This window comes from Limosilactobacillus reuteri (assembly GCF_013694365.1).
GTDB classification, from domain to species: domain Bacteria; phylum Bacillota; class Bacilli; order Lactobacillales; family Lactobacillaceae; genus Limosilactobacillus; species Limosilactobacillus reuteri_E.
Genome location: NZ_CP059275.1, coordinates 505,984 through 528,311, shown reverse-complemented (window position 1 = coordinate 528,311; position 22,328 = coordinate 505,984). Strand labels below are relative to the sequence as shown.

Genomic DNA, 22,328 nt, shown 5'->3' with positions numbered 1-22,328 from the left:
TCCATCTATTGTTTTAATTGGGGATGAAAATAGTGCTTCCGGCATACTGGGTAATATGATTCATTTCCCCCTATCTGGACTTGTTCTCCCTCATATACTGGCTTGCCATTATGAATCCGTAAATTCATTGTAGCTTTATGAGGGCAGAACCAACAAATTGTTTTCATCTCTTCAATTTTGTCAGCATAAATCAGTAAATATTTTGAACCTTCAAATAATTCATTCCGAAAGTCATTCTTTAGTCCAAAAGCCATTACCGGAATATTTAGCTCATCAACAATTTTGATTAATTGTAAGACATGCTCTTTCTTTAAAAACTGTGCTTCGTCGATCAATACACAATATATCTTACGGTCCATCTTATTAACATAATCGTAAATATTGGTATCATCCATAATTGGTTTTACTTTACGCTCTAGGCCAATCCGACTAGCAATGATGCCTCGACCAGAACGATCGTCAACACCACTCGTCATTAAAACAACCGGTTTCCCTTGTTCTTCATAGTTATGAGCAACCTTCAAAATATCGATTGACTTACCAGAATTCATCGCGCCATATTTAAAGAATAGTTGTGCCACTTAGTCCATTCCTCCTTTAATATAGCCCTTTTCTGCTAGTTGTTTGCGTAATTGCAGAACGGCTGTATATGTTGCCAGAATATAGACATGTTCAGTTGGCATTTCCTTGATTTTATCAATTACCTGGGTAAGGTCTGGTTCATGCCACATATCTTTTACGCCAGCCATTGTTAATCTAGTGGTAATATCTTTATAGCGTTCTCCTCCCGTCATGTATTGTGGGATTTGATGTTGGGTAAGTTTTTCAAAGTCGCCGTCCCAGATCCAGCTAGTATCAATTCCATCAGCATAGTTAGCATTTAGTAAGAAGGCAAAGCTAAAGGGCTTGTCATCTGTCTCAATCATATCTAAAACCTGATTAAGACCAACTGGATTTTTAACTAAGATCAAAGTAACTTGTTTTCCATCGATATTAATGACTTCTTGGCGGCCAAAAACTCGTTCGTCTGATTCAAAAGCATCTTTAATTTGTGCTTGGCTCACTCCGAGAAAACGACCAAGAGAGTAAGCGGCAAGAGCATTATAGATGTTATATAAACCACCGATTCCGATGGTGTATTTTTGCCCATCAATTTCAAAAGTTGAATGCGTGGGGGTAAGCTTATCAATTTTGGTAACAGCATACGTTAATTCTGGTCGATGGAAACCACAATTTGGACAGAAGTAGTTACCTAGCCCGGCATAAGTTCGCATTCGATACTTTAGAATGTGTTGACATTTAGGACAAAGGAGACCATCAGTGTTAGCTGGGGCGTTGAAAGGCTCTTTTTCTTCGTGGTTAAAGCCATAATAGATGATTGGGTTAGGCAAGTCTTTGCTGTTAAAGAGTTGTTCATCCCCGTTAGCGATGATGGTTGCTTTTGGTGCTAATTTAACCCCCTTTAAGATTTTATTATAAGTGGTGTAGATTTCACCGTAACGATCCATTTGATCACGGAAAATGTTGGTGAAGACAAAGGCAATTGGGGTGATGTATTTACATACTTTAACTACATTTGCTTCATCGACTTCGAGGATGGCCAGCCCTTTTTTCTTTGGATAGGGAGCCGTAATAAAGGTAGTTACGATTCCTTGCTCCATGTTGGAACCAGTCGGATTAGTAAGAACTTGGTCATACTTTTCCCGTAAAACTCGTACGCTTAATGCGGTGGTTAATGTTTTTCCATTTGTCCCTGTTACAATAACAAGGTCGTACTTTTTGCTAAAGGCTTGGAGAATATTTGGATCAAGCTTTAAGGTTAATTTTCCTGGAAGGGAACTTCCTCCGTTCATAAAAGTATGGAGGAACCAATAGCTTGACCGCCCGGCAAATTCGGCAAATGAACTTCGAACTGTCATTTAAAATGTAGGTTTAATTTTTAGGGCTTTTTGACTGCTTAAGTCGGCATCGGGGTATTTATGCTCAAGAGCTGCTAAAAGAATCTTTTTAGCAATCTCACCATTTCTTGTAAGAATGGGACCGTGGAAATAAGAGCAATAAGTGTTTTTATAGATTGCTCCTTCGGTATGATCTTCACCGTTATTTCCATTACCAGAAATTACTTTACCAAGCGGACGCTCACCTTTTCCTAAGAATGTGCGGCCGTTGTGATTTTCAAAACCATGGTACTCTTGATTGCTTTCTTCGTTTTTGATGGTGATATCACCAATGAAACGGTGATTATCCTGGCTTAAAGTATAGTGATCAAGGATGCCAAGCCCCGGAATCTTTTCGCCATCAGCACCGATATAATAGTGGCCGAGAAGTTGATAACCTCCACAAATAGCAAGCAGCGGCTTTCCATCATTAATAAACTTGTCAATGCCTGCTTTTTTGTTTGGAAGATCTTTGGAGACAACAAGTTGTTCGTAATCTTGTCCACCGCCGAAAAGAGCTAAATCAAAATCTTGTGGATTAAAGTCGTTGTCGATACTAATGACTTTGACATTAATATCGGTATCCATCTGTTTAGCGTAATATTGAAGGGCGATAATATTACCGACATCACTATAAGTATTTAATAAATCGCCGTAGAGGTGGGCGAGGTGTAAGTGATATTTTGCCATCTAATCTTCGCTAGTCATCTTACTTTTCATGTTATCCATTCGCCAGACAACATAGGTTTCAATCAATGTGATTAGGCTTACCCATAAAATCGTGAAATTTGATGAAGTAAGAAATAGTAAGATGATTAGGATCCAAGATATCCAGTTCCAACGACGCTCAAGACGAATAACTTTTGCAAAGCGTGGTGGGATTCTAGTTGGATTTTGAATGGCTAGTGCTTGTAGTTGGGAGAAAAGACGGACTTCACAAAAACTTTCTAGCAAAAAAATAATGGTAAATACAAATGTTATGGTTTGGTTCACTTAAAAATTAATCTTTCCAGTAATAATCAGCATCAGCGCAATCACAGCTGCTAAGGCGATAATTGTTGCTAACCACTTTTCTTTCTTACTCATTTTATTAGGAGCCCTGGCAAATAATGGTATTCCTAGCGCAAAAATAATCGCACTTGCAAATACATATTCAAGTCCCGAAGCAACTAACATATAGACGGAATAAAGAGAAGCTAACGTAGCAATAATCTTAAAGCCGAGGCCCATCTTTTCGCTAATTGCTAATTTCAACCCATATAACGCAGAGAGCAGGTAAGCAACTAAGGTCATCGTCGCAGCTAAAGTATATGCAATTGTATAGGCCATTTGAAGCTGTGGAAGCAGTAAAACTAGTAAACATACTTGCATAATAATTGTATATACAATTAATGCAAACCCAGGAACACCATGGCGATTAACAAGTTTAAATGCTCGCGGCATATCCCGATCATAACTGGTTACATATGCAATTTCTGGTCCAATCATAAACCAACTCAATAATGCTCCTAATAGAGAAATCAGTAAGCCAATTTTAATAATAAGGCTTCCCACTATTCCTAATGCTGTATGACTAAGGGCTGCTGCCAGTGGAACTGAAGTCTGACTAAGTTCTTTAGCAGGTAGAATCCCCATTGGAATAATAGAGATTGAAATATAGAGGACCAATACAATTACAAAGCTAATAATCGTTGCTAATCCAACATCACGTGGCTGCTTTGCCCGACGTGACATTGAAACAGCTGCTTCAATCCCAACAAAACACCACACAATAGTACTCATCGCACCACTAATTTGGTCTTTAAATGGGACATGCGTTTGATTAACAGCAAGAATGCTTGTCCAATCAGGAACATTAAAAACATGCGGCTGAAATGCAAAAACACCAACAATAACAACTAATAAAAGCGGTAAGATCTTAATAATCGTAATAATGGCATTGAGAATACTTGCCTCGCGGACACCAAACCATGTAATCGCAGTGTATCCCCACAGAATAATTGAGCCCCCGATAAAACACATTAATGGCGAAAGTTGATGCGTCCCGAGCATACTATTTAAGGTCTTAAAAAAGAGCGAGATAAAAGCAATGTTACCAAAAACTGCTCCCATCCAATATCCCCAAAAGGAGTTAAAACCAATATAGTTGCCAAAGCCTTCCTTTGCATAAGTATAAATTCCACCGTTCATCTCCGGTTTGACAACAGAAAGCTTGTAGAAGACTAATACTAACATCAAAATTCCGAAGCCACCAATTAACCATGCAATTAACGCAGCCATTGGATTTGCTTTCAAAATCAAATCGGTTGGACTATTAAAAATCCCACCACCAATAATCGTTCCTACAATTAAGGTGATTAAGAGGAAGAGATTTAACTTCTTTTCCTTCACCTAGCTAATGGCAATAGTTCCATTAGCAACAAGCCAAATTGCAATGATACTTAGGATTAAAATCAGCGCCATTGTCCACTTTTCAGCAGTTGTAACTTTACGATCATTTTCTTTACATGCTAAGTAGTAAATGTAGAATCCAGGAATAAAACTAATTGAAACTAATAATACTTCTTGCCATCCAGCAAGGAACATACATGCGAACATAAATGCAGCCGAGAGCAAACCAATTGTAAATTGTCCCCATTCTTGGTGTGCAGAACTGTATTTCATTTGGTAAAGTCCAACAAATAAGTATGAGAATAAAATTGCTGCACTACATAAGGAATATGCGAATTCATAGGCTTTATCAGTGAAAAGCAACGAGAACAAGAAGATTGTTTGCAATACCGCTGTAATCATCAAGGAAGCAGTTGGTGCCTTTTTAGCATTAACCTTTCCCCAAAGCTTTGGCATTGCTTTATCATCGGCAACTAACATCGTTGTTTCGGCTGGAAGCATTGTCCAAGAAAGCCAGGAAACAATTGTTGAGATGATTAAACCAACATTGATTAAAATCGAGCCCCAACTACCAACAGTTGCTTGAAGAACATGACCAATAGCTGGTTGACCCATTCCAGCTAATTCTGCCCGAGTTAATGCACCATAAGGCAAAATCGAAATCAATACATAAATAACTACTAAAAGGCCAAAACTAATAAGAGAAGCTTCACGAGCGGCTGTAAGTGACTTAGCACGACTTGCCATAACAGAGGCACCTTCAACACCGATAAATACCCAAATTAATGTCATTAGGGTACCTTTCATTTGTTCCCAAACAGAACCAGTTGTGGTACCGCGAGAAGCATTATTAGCAACCCGTCCCCAGAAATCTGCTGTAAACATCCCGGCTTTGAAGCAAACAACCATCATTATAATAAAGATAACCAATGGTAAAACCTTGCAGATTGTCCCAATCATATTAACAAAGGATGCACTTTCAACACCATTGTTAACTAAGATTGTCAATAGCCAACAGAAGATGATGGCAATAATAATTGATGGTAAGTTTTGACCACCTTTAAATGTTGGAAAGAACGTTCCAATCGAGCTCATCAACATGGTGGCAAAAGCAATGTTTCCCAGCCATGCGGATAACCAGTAAGACCATCCAGAAATAAATTCACCTAATGGTCCAAAGCCGGCACCAGCGTATGAGAAAATCCCTGAAGTAAGATCTGGTCGCTTTTCGGATAAATTATTTAGCGAGAGAACCAGCATTAAAAAGCCAATTCCAACAAAGATCCAGGCCAATAATGCAGGTCCTGGCGCTGCCGCTGCCGCTACATCACTAGTGATACCAAATATTCCGGTACCGATACATGAACTTACAATTAAGGCGATTAATTCGCCTCTACCAATACCTTTCTTTTGTTCATCCATTTATGAATGCATATGTTGAATGATTAAGTCATAGACCATTTTAGCATCATCATTATCTTTACTGATGATAATCAAGGTGTCGTTTCCAGCAAGTGTGCCCACAACTTCCGGAATATCAAGTTCATCAAACATTCCAGCCAAAATCGTCGCATAGCTAGAATTTAGTGCGGTTTTGATTACGTTCATAAATTGAACAGTTTCAATTGTCCGCACATTATCATGAATCCCTTGATATAAGCGCTCAAAATTATGTTCGGGTGTCACATGAAGTTGAACATAATGGGTATGACCATCGCCATCATTTGCTTTAACAATATTCAACGCATGAATATCTCTTGAAATTGTTGCTTGTGTTGTTTCGAAACCCGCCTCAGTTAACAGCTTAAGCAATTCTTCTTGTGTCTCAATTTTACGATCATTAACCACTTGTTCAATATATTTTCTTCTTGCCTTTCGATCCATTTATTTCTTGAGATCTTCACGAACAATTGGACATGACATGCACCGTGGACCACCACGACCCCGTGATAATTCGCTTGAACGAACCTCGTGAACGAGAATACCATGCTTACGCAGCAAATCGTTTGAGACATAGTTCCGATCATAAGTTACAACTACACCAGGGGCAATTGCTAGTGTGTTAGAACCGTCATTCCACTGTTCACGTGGGGCAATAATTGGGTCACCGCCACCAGTAGGAATCAAATCAATTTCCGGCTTATCAAGTGCCTTCTTCAAAATTTCTTTAAGATTTGTTTCATGAGTAATTGAAATTTCACCATTATTACCTGGCTGCATAATGTATGCATCAACATGTCCGCCATCATGTAAGATTGCTGGATGAACTGTAAATTGATCATAGTTAATCATTGTAAACACAGTATCAAGGTGCATCATTGCGTGATTGTGAGGAATATGGATAGCAATTACTGTATCATAATCAGACTTTTCGAAGAGACTTTCAGCTAATTCTGTAATAGCCTTTGCAGATGTTCGTTGAGAAATACCAATTGCTAATACATGATCGCTGAGAACTAATTCATCTCCACCTTCAATCCGGCCTTCAGGATAACGGTTTCGCCATACTTCAACACCTTTGTCAGCAAAACGCTTATTGTGCTTAATGATGTACTCAGTAAAGAGAGATTCACGTTGGCGTGCCTTAAAGGTCATGTGATTAATGGTAATTCCATCCCCGATACATGCCTGTTGGTCACGAGTAAAGTATGCATTTGGCATTGGATCCATATAGAATGGGTAATCCCTATCTTCTGCTAATTCTGTAAGAGAAGCATACTTAGTTTTAATCTCATCTTTACGTACACCAGCAATAATCTTGTTAACCATGTCCTTAGTACTGAAACTAAGTAAGAATTCCTTTAAGCCGTCATGGATTGCTCCAGCAGCATAACCGGATTCAGCAATGATCTTTTCAAGGAATTCTTCTTTGATATTATCATCTGCTAGTGCGTCTGTTAATAAATCTTCAAGATACAATACCTCAGCGCCATTATCGCGTAACGTTTGGGCGAAAAGGTCATGTTCTTCTTGAGCGATCGGTAAGTATGGAATGTCATCTACGAGCATCCGGTGAAGAATTTCAGGATAAACATTTTCGATTTCCTTACCTGGTCGATGCAACATAACTGTCTTAAGCTTTCCAATTTCTGATGTAACGTGAATTGGACTTTGCATTCACAAAGTTTTTTCTTTTTCTTTTAAATAAATTGCAAAAAGTTGGTCACGAGCATCTAAATATTCTTGATTTTTAGCACTGGGATGGACGCGATTTGTCAATACAATAAAGCCTTGGTCAGTTTGACGATCTAATACCATCCAAGTTCCCGTAAATCCAGTGTGACTAATCAAAAGGTGGTGGTCTTTAGCGTGAAACAGTTTCCATCCAAGAGAGCGACTATGTGGACCAGGAATTCGTGTTTGATCTGTAAAAAGAAGATCAGTTGTTTCAGAAGTAAGAAGACCTTTTAAATTATTTTCAATAAGTGCGTGACTAAAGACCTCTAAATCTTTCAACGATGCAAAGAGGCCAGCACATCCACAACTTTCTCCCAAAATATACCCTTTAGGATCGTGAGTTTCTCCTCTAATTAAGCCCCGTTTTTCTTGTACTTCTGTTGGTACACAGTTAGCTGGTTGAGGCCTAAATGTCGCAGTTGGCATATTTAATGGTTTAAGGACCTGTTCTGTAATAACCTTTTGAACTGGTTGATTATAAATTCGTTCAATAATCCATCCTAAATACAAATAGTTTACATCCGCATATTTGATTTGGCGGTTCAAGCTATCCTCCACATGCATTTTCGTCAAAAAAGCATTCTTTAGTTCGGAGGCAGTCAACTCATTACGATGGGGAATATAACCAGTAATCCCAGAAGTATGGGTAAGAAGATTGCGAATAGTTGGTCGGTCATCATTAAATTCTGGTAAGAACTTCTTTACCGGATCATCTAAAGACAATGTTCCTTTCTGAATAAGCTGGGCAATAACCGGAACTGTTCCTATCACTTTCGTTAGTGAAGCAATATCATAGAGCATGCCTGGTTTTAATATTTCAGTCTCGGGATAAATTTGGGCCATCCCTGTTACTTCCTTAATCGTATGTTGATGATCAAAAATCAAATAGCTAACTCCTGGAACAACTCCCTCTTTAACCATTTGGTGTAATTTAGTAATTGTTAAATCGTATTTATTCATTTAATTATCATAATTGCCGGTGATTGGGTTCATTTCATGGATTTGATTTGTAGCGGGGTCATATTGATAGGTACCAGTAAGGTGAGCTACATTTGGATCGCCGCCTTGGTTATTGCGAACTTCAATTTGATAATTATTATTTTGATTATTCTTAGTCATGTAATAATGATTGCCATCTTGTTGAACACCACTTGTCTTGACAAAACTCGTTAGGACTTGTTGATCGTTTTGTGCTGAGGAAGTGGAATTGGTAGTTGCTGATTGGCTGCTAGAACTACTAGTTATGGATGAACTAGGAGCTTTTACCGTTTGATTAGTTGATTTTTCTGAACTGTTAGCTACCTTTGAGTTTGCGCTTGTTGAGCTTGTATTTGTTGAAGAAGTGGACTGTACACTAGTAGGTGCAGAGGTTTGCTCCTTTGCCTTTTCGCTACTAGTGGAGGAGGCCGCCTTTTTACTTGTTTGTTGACTTACTTTTGTCGCAGAAGTAGATGTCTTTGTTGGAGCTGCTGCGCTATTGGTACACCCAGCTAGTCCAAGGGCTGCTAAAATTACTAATGAACTTGCTAAAACTTTATTTGTCATCTTCATCATTTATTTAAAATAGCCTTTAAATGCAGCAAAGATTTCCTTTTTATTTCCAGTTTTATCATCATCGTTCGACTTAATTTGTTCGATTGTTGATTCTGCCTCACTATTACCATGAGGGGTTACTGCTACTAATTTCTTTAAGGTAATAGTATAGGTCTGTTCCCCGGCCGTAAAATGATGATCAGCAGGGAAACTATTTTCATCAAGCACATATCCTTCATCTTCAAATAACTTAATTTGCGGAGTTGGATCGTAGTTAAATTCTTCACCGGTTACCCCAGTAAGTTCCTCGGATGTTAATTCTGCACCAGTTTGGTCAATAAATTTAACCAAAATTTTAGCTGGTTGTGGAGTGTAACTGATCTTTTTATTTCGATCGCTCGCATTGTCATCAACCTGTTCAGCTGGAATAGCAGATGCATCATACCCCGCGATTGGTGCTGGAATATATTCAGGGATCACTCCTTTGCTCCACTCTTGCCAAATGTCACTACCAAGCACTTCATCATGAACGCCAAAACGAGTAGCAATTGCTTCCTGAGTTACAACTTGTTGTGTTTTATCAGGCATTGTAATCTGAATCGTTCGCGTTACGTGATGTTCCTTTTTTAGGGGAGTAGTTTGGTGAGTGAGGTAAACATAATATTGTTGTTCCAGACTACCAGCAAAGCACTTACCCTTTAATGCCCCTTTGTCAGCCTTAAACAATTCATACCCGTCATCTTCAAAATTCCGTAGTTCATTACTATATGTTTGTCCTTCTGTAACATTTAATCTTTGGGTCCGATTATCAATAATCCGCCCAGAAGAAGGCTTGACAATTGGTAATCGATTATCAGGGACATCAACATAAAAGACGGTAATTTGTTGTGTCTGTAAATCTTGTTTACTAATAATAACCTTATATTCTTTTTCTTGATCACTGTCTTCGGCTATTAAGCGAGCATTTTGTGGCAATTCATTATTAACAATCACGTAACCTTCATCAGCAAGACGGTCAGTTTCAACTGTTGGCTTATGACTGATCAAGTCGTCAGCAAGTCCAGAAACTATTTGCTCATCAATTACATTCCCAGCTTCATCAACATATTTAATCTTGACACTAACTTGCTTTGGATGGTAGATAATATTAATATTGCTATCTTTTGACATTAATGAAATTGGTTCAGCATCAACGTTTTTACCCGTATATCCAGGAACATGGGGTGCGGTAACTGCGGGGAGAGTAGCTTTACTCCAATCACTCCATGTTTTTTCATTAGTCGTTTTATCAGTAATTCCAAAACGCTGAATTTTTCCAGTTTGCTTAATGATCTGCTTGGATCCATCTGGCATATTAAAAGTAATTGTTCGTGTTACTTGATGATCTTCATTGATTTTTTCAATTTTATGAATAAGATAAACATAATAATCTTTAGCTGGTTGTCTACCGACATAGGTCCTTAATTTAGCACCTTGGTCATATTCATAAATCTCAAAGCCGTTTTCTTCACCCCAGAGTTCATTATGATAATCTTCATCACCTTGGCCGGTAAAAGTTTGGGTTTGATTTTCGAGAATCTTTCCGCCACTTGGTTGTAAATCATCTTTGGTTTTATCAGGGATATTAACCAAGTCAACATAGTAAACATTAATTGTCTGTTTATTTTCAACCATCCTTACCTTTGCCAGTGAAGTGATTAACATATCATTGTCCTCACTCCCGTTAAGGAAATAACCAATAATGACATTATAATCACTAGGAGTTGCATCGACTAATTCAGAATCATCCACAATAAATGTTTGCTCAGGACTAACCGGAAGTTCCTCATTAGTTGCGGAGAGACCACAAACTTTTTCAATCCCGCCAAATGAATTCCAATCATCTTTTGCCTCTGCCTTAAGCGTAAATGATTTAGTAATAAAAAGTTGGTGAATGACAACATAAGGAATGAAGTCAAAACTTTCAAAATCAAGATAAGTAGGTTGAACCATAAAGGCAGAGGCCTCCATTAACTTTCTTCCTGTCTTATCAACATTGACTGAAAATCCCTTTTCTTGAATCGCACCTTGAATAGCGGCCAGCTTAAAGAAGTATTGACCGCCTTGCCACATTACATTATCTCCATCAGTCTCAAATGAAATTTCATCGTTAAAGTTACTGATCGCATATGGTACTTCACCCAAAGTTGGCATCATTGCTTGAACATCTTCTGGAAATACCTCATCACCATCTTCAGTTCGGCTGAGTGCCATGAATGGGATATTTTGATAGGCATCATGGGCAAAAACAGGCGTGCTTAAGCGGAAGTTTAATTGTGACGTTGTATGCTTATTAACTGTTAAATCATAAAAGGCATATTCATTTAAATTAAATTGCTCTTGAGTATTAATATTCTCTAGATTTGTAATCTTAAAAGGAAATTCAACACGGTAAGAACTGTTTGGCAATAAAGAACCAAATACCATAACCGCTGTTACTTTTTCCCAGCTAAAATCATCACGCTGCTTAAGAGTATCAATCGTTGAATACTCTCCTTCGTGTCCTTGGTAACTATAGGTAATATCAAATCTAGGAATTACATTTCCCTTTTCATCCTTATATTCAAGACCGTCAAATTCATTAATCCGCGCCCCATCAAGTACAATTTGTGCCGTTCCTTGTTTCCCTTCAAATGTAGGCAGCGTATGGACAACTTCAACTGATTTCGTAGTTTCTGTATTATTCTTTAAATGACCATATCCACTAAAATCAGTAGCTGCGCGATAGTTAACTAATGATGCCGTTTCACTCATTGAATTACGACTTACAAGCGATCGATCTTTATCTTGGCTTTCACTATTAGTTGCCTGTAAGTAAGTCCCATGAATTAGGCCGCCTAAATCATCAATTAGTTTATATTCCCCTAATGCAGGATTATTTTTTATTACTGGTTCTTGGCCGTTCAATTTTTGTTGTTGAGCCGCAAAATTCGGTGCTGCTTTAAGCATTTTTTCCAATAATGGAGTTCTATTGAGTGAAGCAACACTTGAAGCAGATTTATTCCCTAATTTCACTTAATATTGCGGACTATCGCTAACATAGCCATTGTTTTCTTGACTATAGGCAGGAGTACTTGGTTCTTGCGCAGGAGCAGTCGGTGTACTGCTACCAGAGGTCCTATTTCCACCGCCATTGCCACTATATCGTGGACGAGAAGTATTGTAGCTTCTTGAAGTTCCTCCGTTATTCGATGAAGCTGCTGTCGTGCTGCTTGAACTTTCACTATTACTTTGCGCAGTGGAAGCAGTCGAGCTTGAAGACGAGGAAACTGTGCTACTTACTGAGGAAGCAACTGAAGAAGAGCTAGAACTTACTGAACTACTACTTGATGAACTTTCTTGGGCATTATCATTTTCCTTAACCTTTAACTGCTTGGTTACCTTTTGATCACCACGTTCAGCAATAATATCATAGGTGCCAGCTACATCAAATGTATAAGTATGGTTAACCAATGATTCGCCCTTACTTGCTTTAAATGTCTTAACTATCTCTTTGCTCTTATGTCCCCGGATTGTCAAAGTAGTTTGTGGAGAAACCTTAAACTTAACTTTTGCTTCTCCATTATCATTTAAAGTAACTTTCCGATCAAACTGAATCGAAACCTTACCCAAATCATCACTGTCGGAAGCAGCATATTCAACATTCTCGGTCTTATCAGTTTGAGCTGGCTTTGCTTCTTGACGATGTGAATGAATGCTACCAAAAATTATTCCCCCAACACAAATTACCAAGACAGCGACCAGCGTCCAGTTAAAAAAGACACGGCCCCCACTTACGAAATTATTACCGTTGCGGTTCTTCCGTAACTGAGAAAAATATTGAGCAGCTAAAATAATAATCGCAATAACTGCTAATACTATCATTAAATTCATTACTCGCATTCACCCGCACGGGGATCGAACCCGTAACTCCGCCTTGAGAGGGCGACGTCTTAACCAATTTGACCAGCGGGCATTAATATTCATTTTCAGTGTCAAGCAAAATCGATTCTGCTAATAGAATTTCATTGTAAAACTCAAAAAGATAGTCGCGACGATTTTCCTTTTGAGATACCATATCAAGATATTGTCTTTCAGCCAGGAATGTCCATAATAATGCTCGTTGTTCCAGTTCCTTTTCCTGCTCATTGAACTCTGGATAGCGACTTGCTTTAGCCCATTGGTGCCAAAAGTCTGTGAATGAATTAGCACTCTTTTGATCCCGTGAATCATAAACGACACTTTCTCGAATGTTTTCTGGAAGGTATATCTTTTCCACGGCCCTCAAGCCTTCTTTAACCATTTCTTGCCGTAAACGCTGAATCTGTTTTCCCGTCTCCTTACTTGACATATCATGATCAAGAATAAAGCGAAATACGATTGAGGGCATCACCATACTCAAAATAATAACAAGCATTTCTGCTAACACAATCATGTCAAATTGTGCTGAGCTAACATTGTCAATAATCATATATACTAAGGCTAGTGTTACTGCTCCATGGACCCCCCCCAGAGCAAAAATTATACTTTCCTTATTACCCATCTTTGATAATAGTCCATAGAAATAACGAACAAGGAGATTAGTAAGATAGAGTAAAATTCCAATCACAATCCATTGTGAATTTGTATTCCCAATAATTAAGTCATCACGAATGATTCTGACAACCAATACTCCTAAAATAACGAAGACGGTATTATTTAAGAGCTCCCGAATCAATTTTAAAAGTACTAGCCCATTATAAAATTGGCGGGGTGTTATAAAACGACTTCGGACACTTTCGCTATTCTGCATTAAACCAGCGCAAACTACGGCAATAATCCCAGATACTTCTAATTCTTCAGCTATAAAGTAAGTAAAGAATGGCGCACTAACAAATAATAATATTTGCGCATTATAAGCATCATGGTTAATTCGCCCTAAAAATTGACGAAAACTGATCATTACAAGGGCTGCCAAAATACCAATAATTATCCCGCCACCAGCTGAACGCAAAAAGTCAAAAAATGTTTGTTGATAGTTGAACTGACCGTTTTTCACCCACAGTGCCATTGCAGCTACTAAGATAATCCCAGAAGCATCATTAAATAATGACTCCATTTATCTTTCAGGAACAATTAAACCTTCTGAAACTGATTCAGTTGCAGTAGCATCGGTCGGAGTACTTAAGGCACCCATCAGAAATGCTAGTGCCAGTGGAATTTCTAAAAGCGATACAGTAAAACCTGCAAATATTGTTCCTACAATCACTAAGAGGACAGCCGTTTCAAAGATTTGTCGCAACCTTTTTCCAATTAAATTTATTCTCGTTGATTGCCCCTTAAAATAAATCAATGGAGCTACTATATACATGAATACTTCTGTGTGGAAAGGAGCAACACGACTATTAAAAAAGGGAACTAAGCCAATAATTAAGCCGACGAAAATACTAATATAATTAATTGAAAAGTGCGGAAAAAAGCTGGAAATAATACTACTTAAAACTGCCGCTACCGTTAAAACAATCGTTGAAACAAGCACTTATTCAAATGATAATTCTAATAAATATACTTTCTCTTCTGGAATATGACAGGTGGTCGCCCAAACATCATGGTAATTTTTCTTCGTTCCATTGGTCATCGAAAAATAGCTATCAAGAAGGTCACCATTCTTTGCCACAAAATCATTTGACAAACGATTGACCATGAAACGATCAACGGGAAAATAAAATGAAGCATCCGCTATCTTTAAGGAATCATCAAAAAGAACCATAACCGTATTAGTATAACGTGGTCTAATGCTTTTAATTAACTCTGGATGATGCTTTAGTTTTGTTAAAACATAATAAATTGAATCAGAATTACTAGCCATTTGGGCATACTGGTCTCGAACCAGTAAATTATGGATTCAGAGTCCACTGCCTTACCAGTTTGGCGAATGCCCATCATTTCTCTTCAGCACGTAATCGTTGGTGTTGACGGGTGCAACGCCATTTTGTAATTAAATCGATAATGGGATGTTTTTTAGAATTACACCAGTAATCAATATCGGCCCAAATTTGCTTTTGCGTCCATTTGTCATAATCATGATGTAAGAAATTATAGTTTTTTAAGGCCGATTGCTTTTTCCAAATGGTTGCCATTATAAATTGACTTCGTGTCCGTTGCACATTTTTTTTAACCTGTGACGGATCAACTGCTTCCACCCCTATTACTTTTGCCGTTCCAATTGGCGGAATAGGCTGACCACTTGGCAAATACGGTGCTAAAGGAACATTGATCAATGCATCAAGAATAACTCCTTGCCAATCTTCTCGTGTCTCATAACGATGCATTAACCCCGGCTCAACATCATTAGCAATTAAATAATCGCACGTTTTTCCCCAGCTTAATCGAGTATGAACTAAAAATGCAGCTGCCATTTAAGCCTGAACAACATGGTCTCCCGCAATCTTAGTTTTATTTAACAGCAGAGAAGAACTAACAACAGAAACAGAACTAAAGGCCATTGCTAGGCCGGCAAGCTCCGGACTAAGCGTAAAGCCCACAAATGCAAATAGCCCTGCAGCGATTGGAATACCAATGACATTGTAAATGAGCGCCCAGAAGAGATTTAATTTAATCCGGTTAAAGGTCTTCTTAGAAATATCAAGTGCCCGGACAACTCCTCGCAAATCGTTTTGAACGAGAACGATTCCACCAGAGTCAATTGCGATATCAGTTCCAGATCCCATTGCAATTCCAACATCAGCTGTCGACAAAGCAGGGGCATCATTAATTCCATCACCAACAAAAGCAACTTTTTTACCCTTGTCCTGAAGTTCCTTAATTTGTTGAGCTTTGTCATTCGGCATTACTTCAGCAATTACCCTATCGATACCAACTTCATCAGCTATTGCTTGAGCTACCCGTTTATTATCACCAGTTAACATCACAGTCATTAATCCACGTGCTTTTAGCTCCGCAATTGCATCTTTTGAACTCGACTTCGGAACATCTTGAATGGCAACTAAGCCGATTATTTTCCCATCAAGACCAACATAAACAACTGTTTTAGCTTCGTTCTGTAATTTTTCTGCACGTGATGCCATTTCCCGGGAAATATTTACATCAACCAAAAGCCGATTGCTACCAACAAATGCTACTTGCCCATTATAATCTGCACGCACACCCTTACCTTCAATTGCTTCAAATTTATCTACCTTTGCTGGTGAGATCTCTTTATTTTTTGCCTTTTGAAGAATTGCAGATGCCAACGGGTGCTCAGACGATTCCTCAAGACTAGCAGCTATTGTTAATACTTTTTTAGCATCGCCAACAATATCAGTTACAACTGGTTTGCCGACCGTAATTGTCCCTGTTTTATCAAACACAACAGTATCAATATTACTTACTTCTTGAAGAACTTCACCATTCTTAATAAGGACACCCATCTTAGCACTTCTTGCAGTACCAACCATTAATGCTGTTGGAGTTGCTAAACCTAATGCGCACGGACAGGTAATGACAATTACTGAAACAGCAAATAATAATGCTTGAACAAATGTTGCGCCAACAAAGGAATACCAAATCATAAATGTCAAAATAGCAATAATCATTACTGCTGGGACAAACACATTTGAAATCTTATCTGTTAAGTTCTGGATAGGAGCATGACTGGTTTGCGCTTTTTTTACTAGGTCAACAATTTGGGCAAGCATTGTATCCGCTCCAACCTTTGTGGCTTTAAAAGTAATCGTCCCATTATTATTAATTGTTGAACCAACAACAGTATCGCCAACTTTTTTAATTACCGGCATACTTTCACCAGTAACCATCGACTCATCCAGAGAAGTTACCCCTTCCAGAATTGTTCCGTCTACGGGTACTTTTTCACCTGGCTTGACCCGAATAAGGTCGCCAACTTGAACTTGATCGAGTGGTACTTTGACAAATTTGCCATCTTTTAAGACTTCAGCATCGTTTGCTTGAAGGCCCATCAACTTACCAAGAGCATTGGAAGCATTATTATGCATTTTCTCTTCCATCGCATCCCCCAGTAAAACAAAGACAGTAACAAAAGCAGCACTTTCAAAATAAACTGCCCTATCAGTTATCATTGCAAAAATACTATAAAAATAAGCGACAGCTGTTCCTGTGGCAACTAGGGTATTCATATTTGCACTATGTTTCTTAAATGCAGCGATCGCACTTTTCCAATATGGAAATGCTGAAATTGCCATAATAATAGTAGTAGTAATTAATGCTATCCAATCATAGGCAGGCATCATCCAGTGAAAAGGCATCGCAAGCATTTGTATTAACATTGGAATTGATAATACAAATGAAATCCAAAATCGCTGAATGTTTGTGAGCTTCATTTACTTTACAATAACCTTTCCATGAAACATATCCATTCCGCAAGCATAGTTATAAGTTCTTGGCTTGTCAGTTGGAATATCAACAGTAACTTCTTTTTTACCGTCTAACTTTTCATCAATCCCAAGTTCCTTAAAGACGACTTCGTTCATACATCCCATATTATCAGACGGGATAAACTTTAATCGAGCTGGTTTGCCCTGCTTGAAAATAACCGTTTCTGGCTTGTAACCATGGTTTTCTGCATTAACAACAACTTTTTTAGTTTGATTTTTTGAAAAAATACTCATTTATTTAACAATCACCTTTCCATGAAACATATCCATTCCACAAGCAAAATTAAAAGTCTGGGCTTTATCTGTTGGAATATTAATCGTCGTAATCTTTTGCTTTGTTAAGTCCTTATTAACTCCTAGCTGTTCAAATACTACATGTGATAAACAAGCCGTCGAGTCATGCATATCAAAGTTAACTTGAGCCGGAATTCCCTTTTTCAAGGTAACGGTTGATGGAGAATAACCACCATTAACGACAATCGTTGCAGTTTGTTCATCATTAACAATAGTTGATTTTCCCGCCGACTCTGTATGCTTTCCGAAGAACCACCAAACAATAAATGCAATCAAAAGTAGGGCAATAATTATAACGGCAATTCTCAACTATCTGTTGGAATTGTTTTCGGCGATGATTGGTTGTGGAGTTCGTGAATATAAAGCCTTCACAGCCTCTATGTCTCGTGATTGAATGGGATAATATGATCCAGCTGGCTGCATCACAGAAATCTTGTTCGTGTGATGTAGACCAATTGCATGCCCTAATTCATGCTCAGCAGTATTTACGATTCGTTCTTGTGAGTAGCCAAAGGCAGGATTTAATAGGTAGTAAGAATTTAGCTCTACTGTTGCGTGCAGATAATATCCAGTTGCGGAATTCATGCTTGTATTGGTAAGCCCCGCTGCCCCATTATTTGGATCATTAACAGCGGAAACACTAATATTTGCATTCTTATCATTAACGATTTTAAATGTGAATGACTTCGTGTTATTCCATTGGGCAATTGCGGTGTCTGTTGCATTCTTTAATACTGGATTACTGATATTAACATAGATCGTTGCAGAGTTTTGTTCCCAGCGTGCATCAGCGGGTGTATCTTGTACCCCAGTTTGTTGGTCAGCGTTTTGTTTAGTTGGGGTTGCAACTTCTTTGCCGGTTATTCGGTGTAGCCACGATTGAGTAAGCACTTAGCTACTCTTTAATTTTTTCTGTGGAATGCGAATGTTAATCGCAAGTACTGCAACGATAACTAAAATCGAACCAAGAATATCTGCTCCCGTCATTTGTAAATGAAAAATCAGGACTGAACCAATTGTTGCTGATAAAGGTTCAAATGCATCCATTAAACTAAATGTAGTTGCATCGATATATTTTAATGAATTATTAGCTAGCTGAAAGGGAATTAAGGTCCCAATTACTAGAATGCCTAACACATATAACCAAACTGAAGGAACGTTAGGAATATGTGGTTGACTAGGGTGAATAAGCACTAAGGTTAATCCGGCAAATAATAGCCCCCACCCCGTAATAATTAATGAGGGAACTCGACCTTCGCGAAGCATGTTTTGTGGAATTAAGGTGTTTGTTGCAACACCAATTGCAGAAATTAATCCCCATATTAAAACACTAAGCGTCATTGCTAAATGGTTAAATTGACCATGAGTTGCGATAATAAAAACACCTAAAAAGGCGATAATTGCACTAATAATTTCAATTCGTCGCGGTGGCAGGTGTCGAAACACAGCTTGATAAGCAATGATAAAAAAGGGCCCGATAAATTGAAGGATGGTTGCGATCGAAGCATTCCCATATTGGACAGCCATAAAATAAGCATATTGAACCGGGACTAACCCAAAAACACCATATGCAAAGATAATCCATGCAGAGTGAAGATCCTTAAAAATTTGAAAGGGATGCTCCCCACGAATTTGGCTTAATAAGACTAAAATAATTCCAGCTGAAACCATTCGAACCTGCGTTAACCACATTGATGTAATTGAACTACTAACATTAAAAAGGGCCTTCGCAAAAAGCCCTGAAATACCCCAAAAGGTACAGGCAGTAATAATCATCGCTGTACCTAAAACTTTTTTATTTGACATTTAGTTATCACGAATAACTGTCCCGACTTTACCGGTAAGAGCATCATCAAGACCATCTAATGAAGTAATTAATGCTTCTCGTTCTGGATGACCTTCAACAAATGAAAGACATGCTTCAATCTTAGGTAGCATACTACCAGCAGCAAACTGTCCTTCCTTCATGTATTTCTGAGCTTCTGCAACGTTTAACGTCTTAAGAGCTTTTTCATCCGGCTTTCCATAGTTAACATAAACATGATCAACGGCAGTTAAAATAATTAACTTATCAGCATCGATCTTGTCAGCTAGCAAGGCACTTGAACGGTCCTTATCAATAACCGCTGGAACTCCTTCAAGTCCTTTATCAGTGATGATTACAGGTACACCACCACCACCACCGGCAATAACAAGCTTGTCAGCGTCAATCAATGTTTTGATGCTATCAAGTTCCATAATCTTCATCGGTAGTGGAGAGGGAACAACTTGACGGTATCCACGGCCCGCATCTTCTTTAAAAGTGTAGCCCTTTTCTTTGGCAATTTCATCAGCTTGTTTTTTAGTGTAGAAGTCGCCAACCGGCTTTGATGGATTTTCAAAAGCAGGATCATTAGGGTCAACTGCAATTTGCGTTACAATCGTTGCCACACTCTTATTCATCCAACGACGGTGTAATTCATTTTCTAAACTTTGTTGCAAATGGTAGCCAATATAACCTTGACTCATTGCGCCACATTCTGGGAAAGGAAAAGCAGCAGTTTTACCGTGTTCAGCAGCAAAATTCATCCCTAAATTAATGGCACCCACTTGTGGACCATTACCGTGGCTAATAACTACTTGATTCCCTGCAGCAATGAGCCCAATTAATGAGGAAGCAGTATTCTTTACTAACTTTAATTGTTCTTCAGGTGATTTGCCTAATGCATTTCCCCCTAAAGCAACGACTACTTTAGCCATTTAGTTTTGTTCACCCAAAGTTGCAACCATTACAGCCTTGATAGTGTGCATCCGGTTTTCGGCTTCACGGAAGACAACTGAATGTTCACTTTCGAATACTTCGTCAGTAACTTCCATTTCCTTTAAGCCAAACTTCTTTTCAATTTCCTTACCAACTTCAGTGTCGAGGTTGTGGAATGCAGGAAGACAGTGTTCAAAGAGAACATTAGGGTTTTCAGTAGCCTTCATAACATCCATTGTTACTTGGTAAGGCTTAAGAAGGTTGATCCGCTTTTCCCACATATCATCAGATTCACCCATTGATACCCAAACATCAGCATAGATTACGTCCATACCTTTGACACCTTCTTTGATGTCATTAGTAACAACAATCTTAGCACCAGTCTTGGCAGCAATTTCATTAGCCTTATCTAGAGTTTCCTTAGTTGGTTCCAATTCCTTAGGAGTAACAACGTGGTATTCCATCCCCATTACAGCGGCACCAAGCATCAATGCATTTGAAACATTGTCTTGACCGTCACCTACAAAGGCAAACTTGATGTCCTTGTAAGGCTTCTTCAATACTTCGTGAGCGGTTAAGAAGTCAGCAAGTACTTGTGTTGGGTGGTCTTCGTCGGTTAAACCATTCCAAACTGGTACACCAGAGTACTTAGCTAAAATTTCAACATTGCGTTGTGAGAATCCACGGTATTCGATACCATCAAACATTCCACCAAGAACTCGTGCAGTATCCTTAACAGATTCCTTGTGACCGATGTGCGAACCTGATGGGCCAAGGTAAGTTACATGAGCACCTTCATCCTTAGCACCAACTTCAAAAGAACAACGAGTACGAGTAGAACTCTTTTCAAAAATTAAAGCAATGTTCTTACCTTCAAGATTCTTGCCTTCATAACCAGCATATTTTGCCTTCTTTAAATCTTCAGCAAGATCAAGCATGTATTCCATTTCCCGAGTGTTAAAATCTGCAAGAGTTAAGAAACTACGATTACGTAAATTAAAAGCCATTTAATTTATTTCTTGAATCAATCCATTAAAGAAGTGTTTTAGTGACACTTGCCCACCATTAGTACGCTCTCCTTTGAGAAATGAAATTTCATTGTGGACATTTTTATATTCATATAAGTTATTCGCATATTCCAAAATAATGTCGTTTTCTGGATAATCCATACACATATGTGCGAGATTATTAAGACCAGTTTTTATATCGCGTCGAATTCGTTGGAAAATTATCTTTTTGCCATGCTCATTACATTGGAAAAATTCTTCAAAGTTAACCTCATCAAAACTAATTTCCCGTTCAATCATCGTATTAATAAGTTTGTTAATTGCAGGAGCGCCATTTCCAGCTGTAATACCGAGAAAACGTAAGATGGACTGAGCGTTTTCTTTTTTCTTATTTTTCCCACTGATCGTAACTGTATTATTATTCGTTGCAGCACCACTTACAAGGTCCAAAACTTGAAGGAGACGGTTAGACATATTAATATTTTGCGCTGCTAGTTTAATCACTGACTTAACTTCTGCAATGTTTAGTGGTTTTTCAATAAAAAAATCAATTCCATGTTGATATGCACTTGTTTTAACAGAAGGCAGAATTGCTTGAGCAGTCATAATGAAGTGTGGATAATGATGACTGTCCTGAATTTTTTGAATAAGTTGAACTCCATCCATTGCTGGCATTGCATAATCGATAAACATGATATCAATTCCTAGGCGCATTGCATCGTCATAGGCCTGTTGCGGGTTAGAAGTTGTTCCGACGACAGTATTATTGAAATCATTTTCAATAATATTGGATAATAAATGAATAATTTTACTATCATTATCTAAAATATAAAAATTCATT

The 22,328-nt window shown here is 38.3% G+C and carries 21 protein-coding genes, 2 tRNA genes and 1 pseudogene; all 24 read right to left on the bottom strand.

All coding sequences use genetic code 11. The annotated features are described in order from the left end of the window. Positions 1–5: 5 nt before the first annotated feature. The 24 genes and pseudogenes from HHK02_RS03070 to HHK02_RS02955 all read right to left on the bottom strand — a co-directional run bounded on the left by HHK02_RS03070 (position 6) and on the right by HHK02_RS02955 (position 22,327). Positions 6–581, bottom strand: a complete 576-nt coding sequence (locus tag HHK02_RS03070) for a thymidine kinase (protein WP_003667548.1) — start codon at positions 579–581, stop codon at positions 6–8. Continuing rightward, positions 582–1,919 carry a Mur ligase family protein gene (locus tag HHK02_RS03065; RefSeq protein ID WP_181462754.1) on the bottom strand — a complete coding sequence of 446 codons (1,338 nt, stop codon included), beginning with the start codon at positions 1,917–1,919 and terminating at the stop codon, positions 582–584. After that, the gene (locus tag HHK02_RS03060; protein ID WP_085680307.1) at positions 1,920–2,627 is read right to left on the bottom strand and encodes a type 1 glutamine amidotransferase; all 708 of its coding nucleotides are present in this window, start codon (positions 2,625–2,627) and stop codon (positions 1,920–1,922) included. A gap of 303 nt (positions 2,628–2,930) precedes the next feature. Then, entirely contained in the window at positions 2,931–4,328 is a 1,398-nt protein-coding gene (locus tag HHK02_RS03055) for an amino acid permease (RefSeq protein ID WP_181462753.1), read from the bottom strand. After that, positions 4,329–5,750 (bottom strand): basic amino acid/polyamine antiporter, encoded by a 1,422-nt coding sequence (locus HHK02_RS03050; protein WP_085720267.1) that lies wholly within the window; start codon positions 5,748–5,750, stop codon positions 4,329–4,331. Further along, positions 5,751–6,212 (bottom strand): arginine repressor, encoded by a 462-nt coding sequence (locus HHK02_RS03045; RefSeq protein ID WP_003666533.1) that lies wholly within the window; start codon positions 6,210–6,212, stop codon positions 5,751–5,753. After that, positions 6,213–7,445, bottom strand: a complete 1,233-nt coding sequence (gene arcA / locus HHK02_RS03040; RefSeq protein ID WP_181462752.1) for an arginine deiminase — start codon at positions 7,443–7,445, stop codon at positions 6,213–6,215. Further along, a complete protein-coding gene (locus HHK02_RS03035) occupies positions 7,446–8,465 on the bottom strand; it encodes a serine hydrolase domain-containing protein (protein WP_078009133.1) in 1,020 nt (339 codons plus the stop codon). Then, positions 8,466–9,059, bottom strand: a complete 594-nt coding sequence (locus tag HHK02_RS03030) for a hypothetical protein (RefSeq protein ID WP_085649454.1) — start codon at positions 9,057–9,059, stop codon at positions 8,466–8,468. Next, positions 9,060–12,092: a mucin-binding protein gene (locus HHK02_RS03025; RefSeq protein WP_231124897.1), complete on the bottom strand. Its 3,033-nt coding sequence runs from the start codon at positions 12,090–12,092 to the stop codon at positions 9,060–9,062. It abuts the gene before it with no gap. Next, complete coding sequence (locus HHK02_RS03020) at positions 12,093–12,959, bottom strand: hypothetical protein (RefSeq protein WP_181462751.1); 867 nt, start codon at positions 12,957–12,959, stop codon at positions 12,093–12,095. Further along, positions 12,960–13,032, bottom strand: a tRNA-Glu gene (locus HHK02_RS03015). Next, positions 13,033–14,574: pseudogene (locus tag HHK02_RS03010) on the bottom strand (cation:proton antiporter). Further along, positions 14,575–14,904, bottom strand: a complete 330-nt coding sequence (locus HHK02_RS03005) for a hypothetical protein (RefSeq protein WP_003670393.1) — start codon at positions 14,902–14,904, stop codon at positions 14,575–14,577. It abuts the pseudogene before it with no gap. Beyond that, positions 14,905–14,977, bottom strand: a tRNA-Gln gene (locus HHK02_RS03000). Then, positions 14,978–15,454 (bottom strand): DUF7679 family protein, encoded by a 477-nt coding sequence (locus tag HHK02_RS02995; protein ID WP_003670394.1) that lies wholly within the window; start codon positions 15,452–15,454, stop codon positions 14,978–14,980. Next, complete coding sequence (locus tag HHK02_RS02990; protein ID WP_181462750.1) at positions 15,455–17,392, bottom strand: copper-translocating P-type ATPase; 1,938 nt, start codon at positions 17,390–17,392, stop codon at positions 15,455–15,457. After that, positions 17,393–17,680, bottom strand: a complete 288-nt coding sequence (locus tag HHK02_RS02985) for a cupredoxin domain-containing protein (RefSeq protein WP_181462749.1) — start codon at positions 17,678–17,680, stop codon at positions 17,393–17,395. Continuing rightward, positions 17,681–18,049: a cupredoxin domain-containing protein gene (locus HHK02_RS02980; protein WP_152703952.1), complete on the bottom strand. Its 369-nt coding sequence runs from the start codon at positions 18,047–18,049 to the stop codon at positions 17,681–17,683. Next, on the bottom strand, positions 18,050–18,631 hold the full coding sequence (locus HHK02_RS02975) for a matrixin family metalloprotease (RefSeq protein ID WP_181462748.1): 582 nt from the start codon (positions 18,629–18,631) through the stop codon (positions 18,050–18,052). Beyond that, positions 18,632–19,546 (bottom strand): DMT family transporter, encoded by a 915-nt coding sequence (locus HHK02_RS02970; protein ID WP_181462747.1) that lies wholly within the window; start codon positions 19,544–19,546, stop codon positions 18,632–18,634. Beyond that, positions 19,547–20,479 carry a carbamate kinase gene (arcC, locus tag HHK02_RS02965; protein ID WP_181462746.1) on the bottom strand — a complete coding sequence of 311 codons (933 nt, stop codon included), beginning with the start codon at positions 20,477–20,479 and terminating at the stop codon, positions 19,547–19,549. After that, the gene (gene argF, locus HHK02_RS02960; protein WP_003670402.1) at positions 20,480–21,487 is read right to left on the bottom strand and encodes an ornithine carbamoyltransferase; all 1,008 of its coding nucleotides are present in this window, start codon (positions 21,485–21,487) and stop codon (positions 20,480–20,482) included. It lies immediately after the preceding gene. After that, positions 21,488–22,327, bottom strand: a complete 840-nt coding sequence (locus HHK02_RS02955) for a DNA-binding domain-containing protein (protein ID WP_181462745.1) — start codon at positions 22,325–22,327, stop codon at positions 21,488–21,490. Position 22,328: the final 1 nt, after the last annotated feature.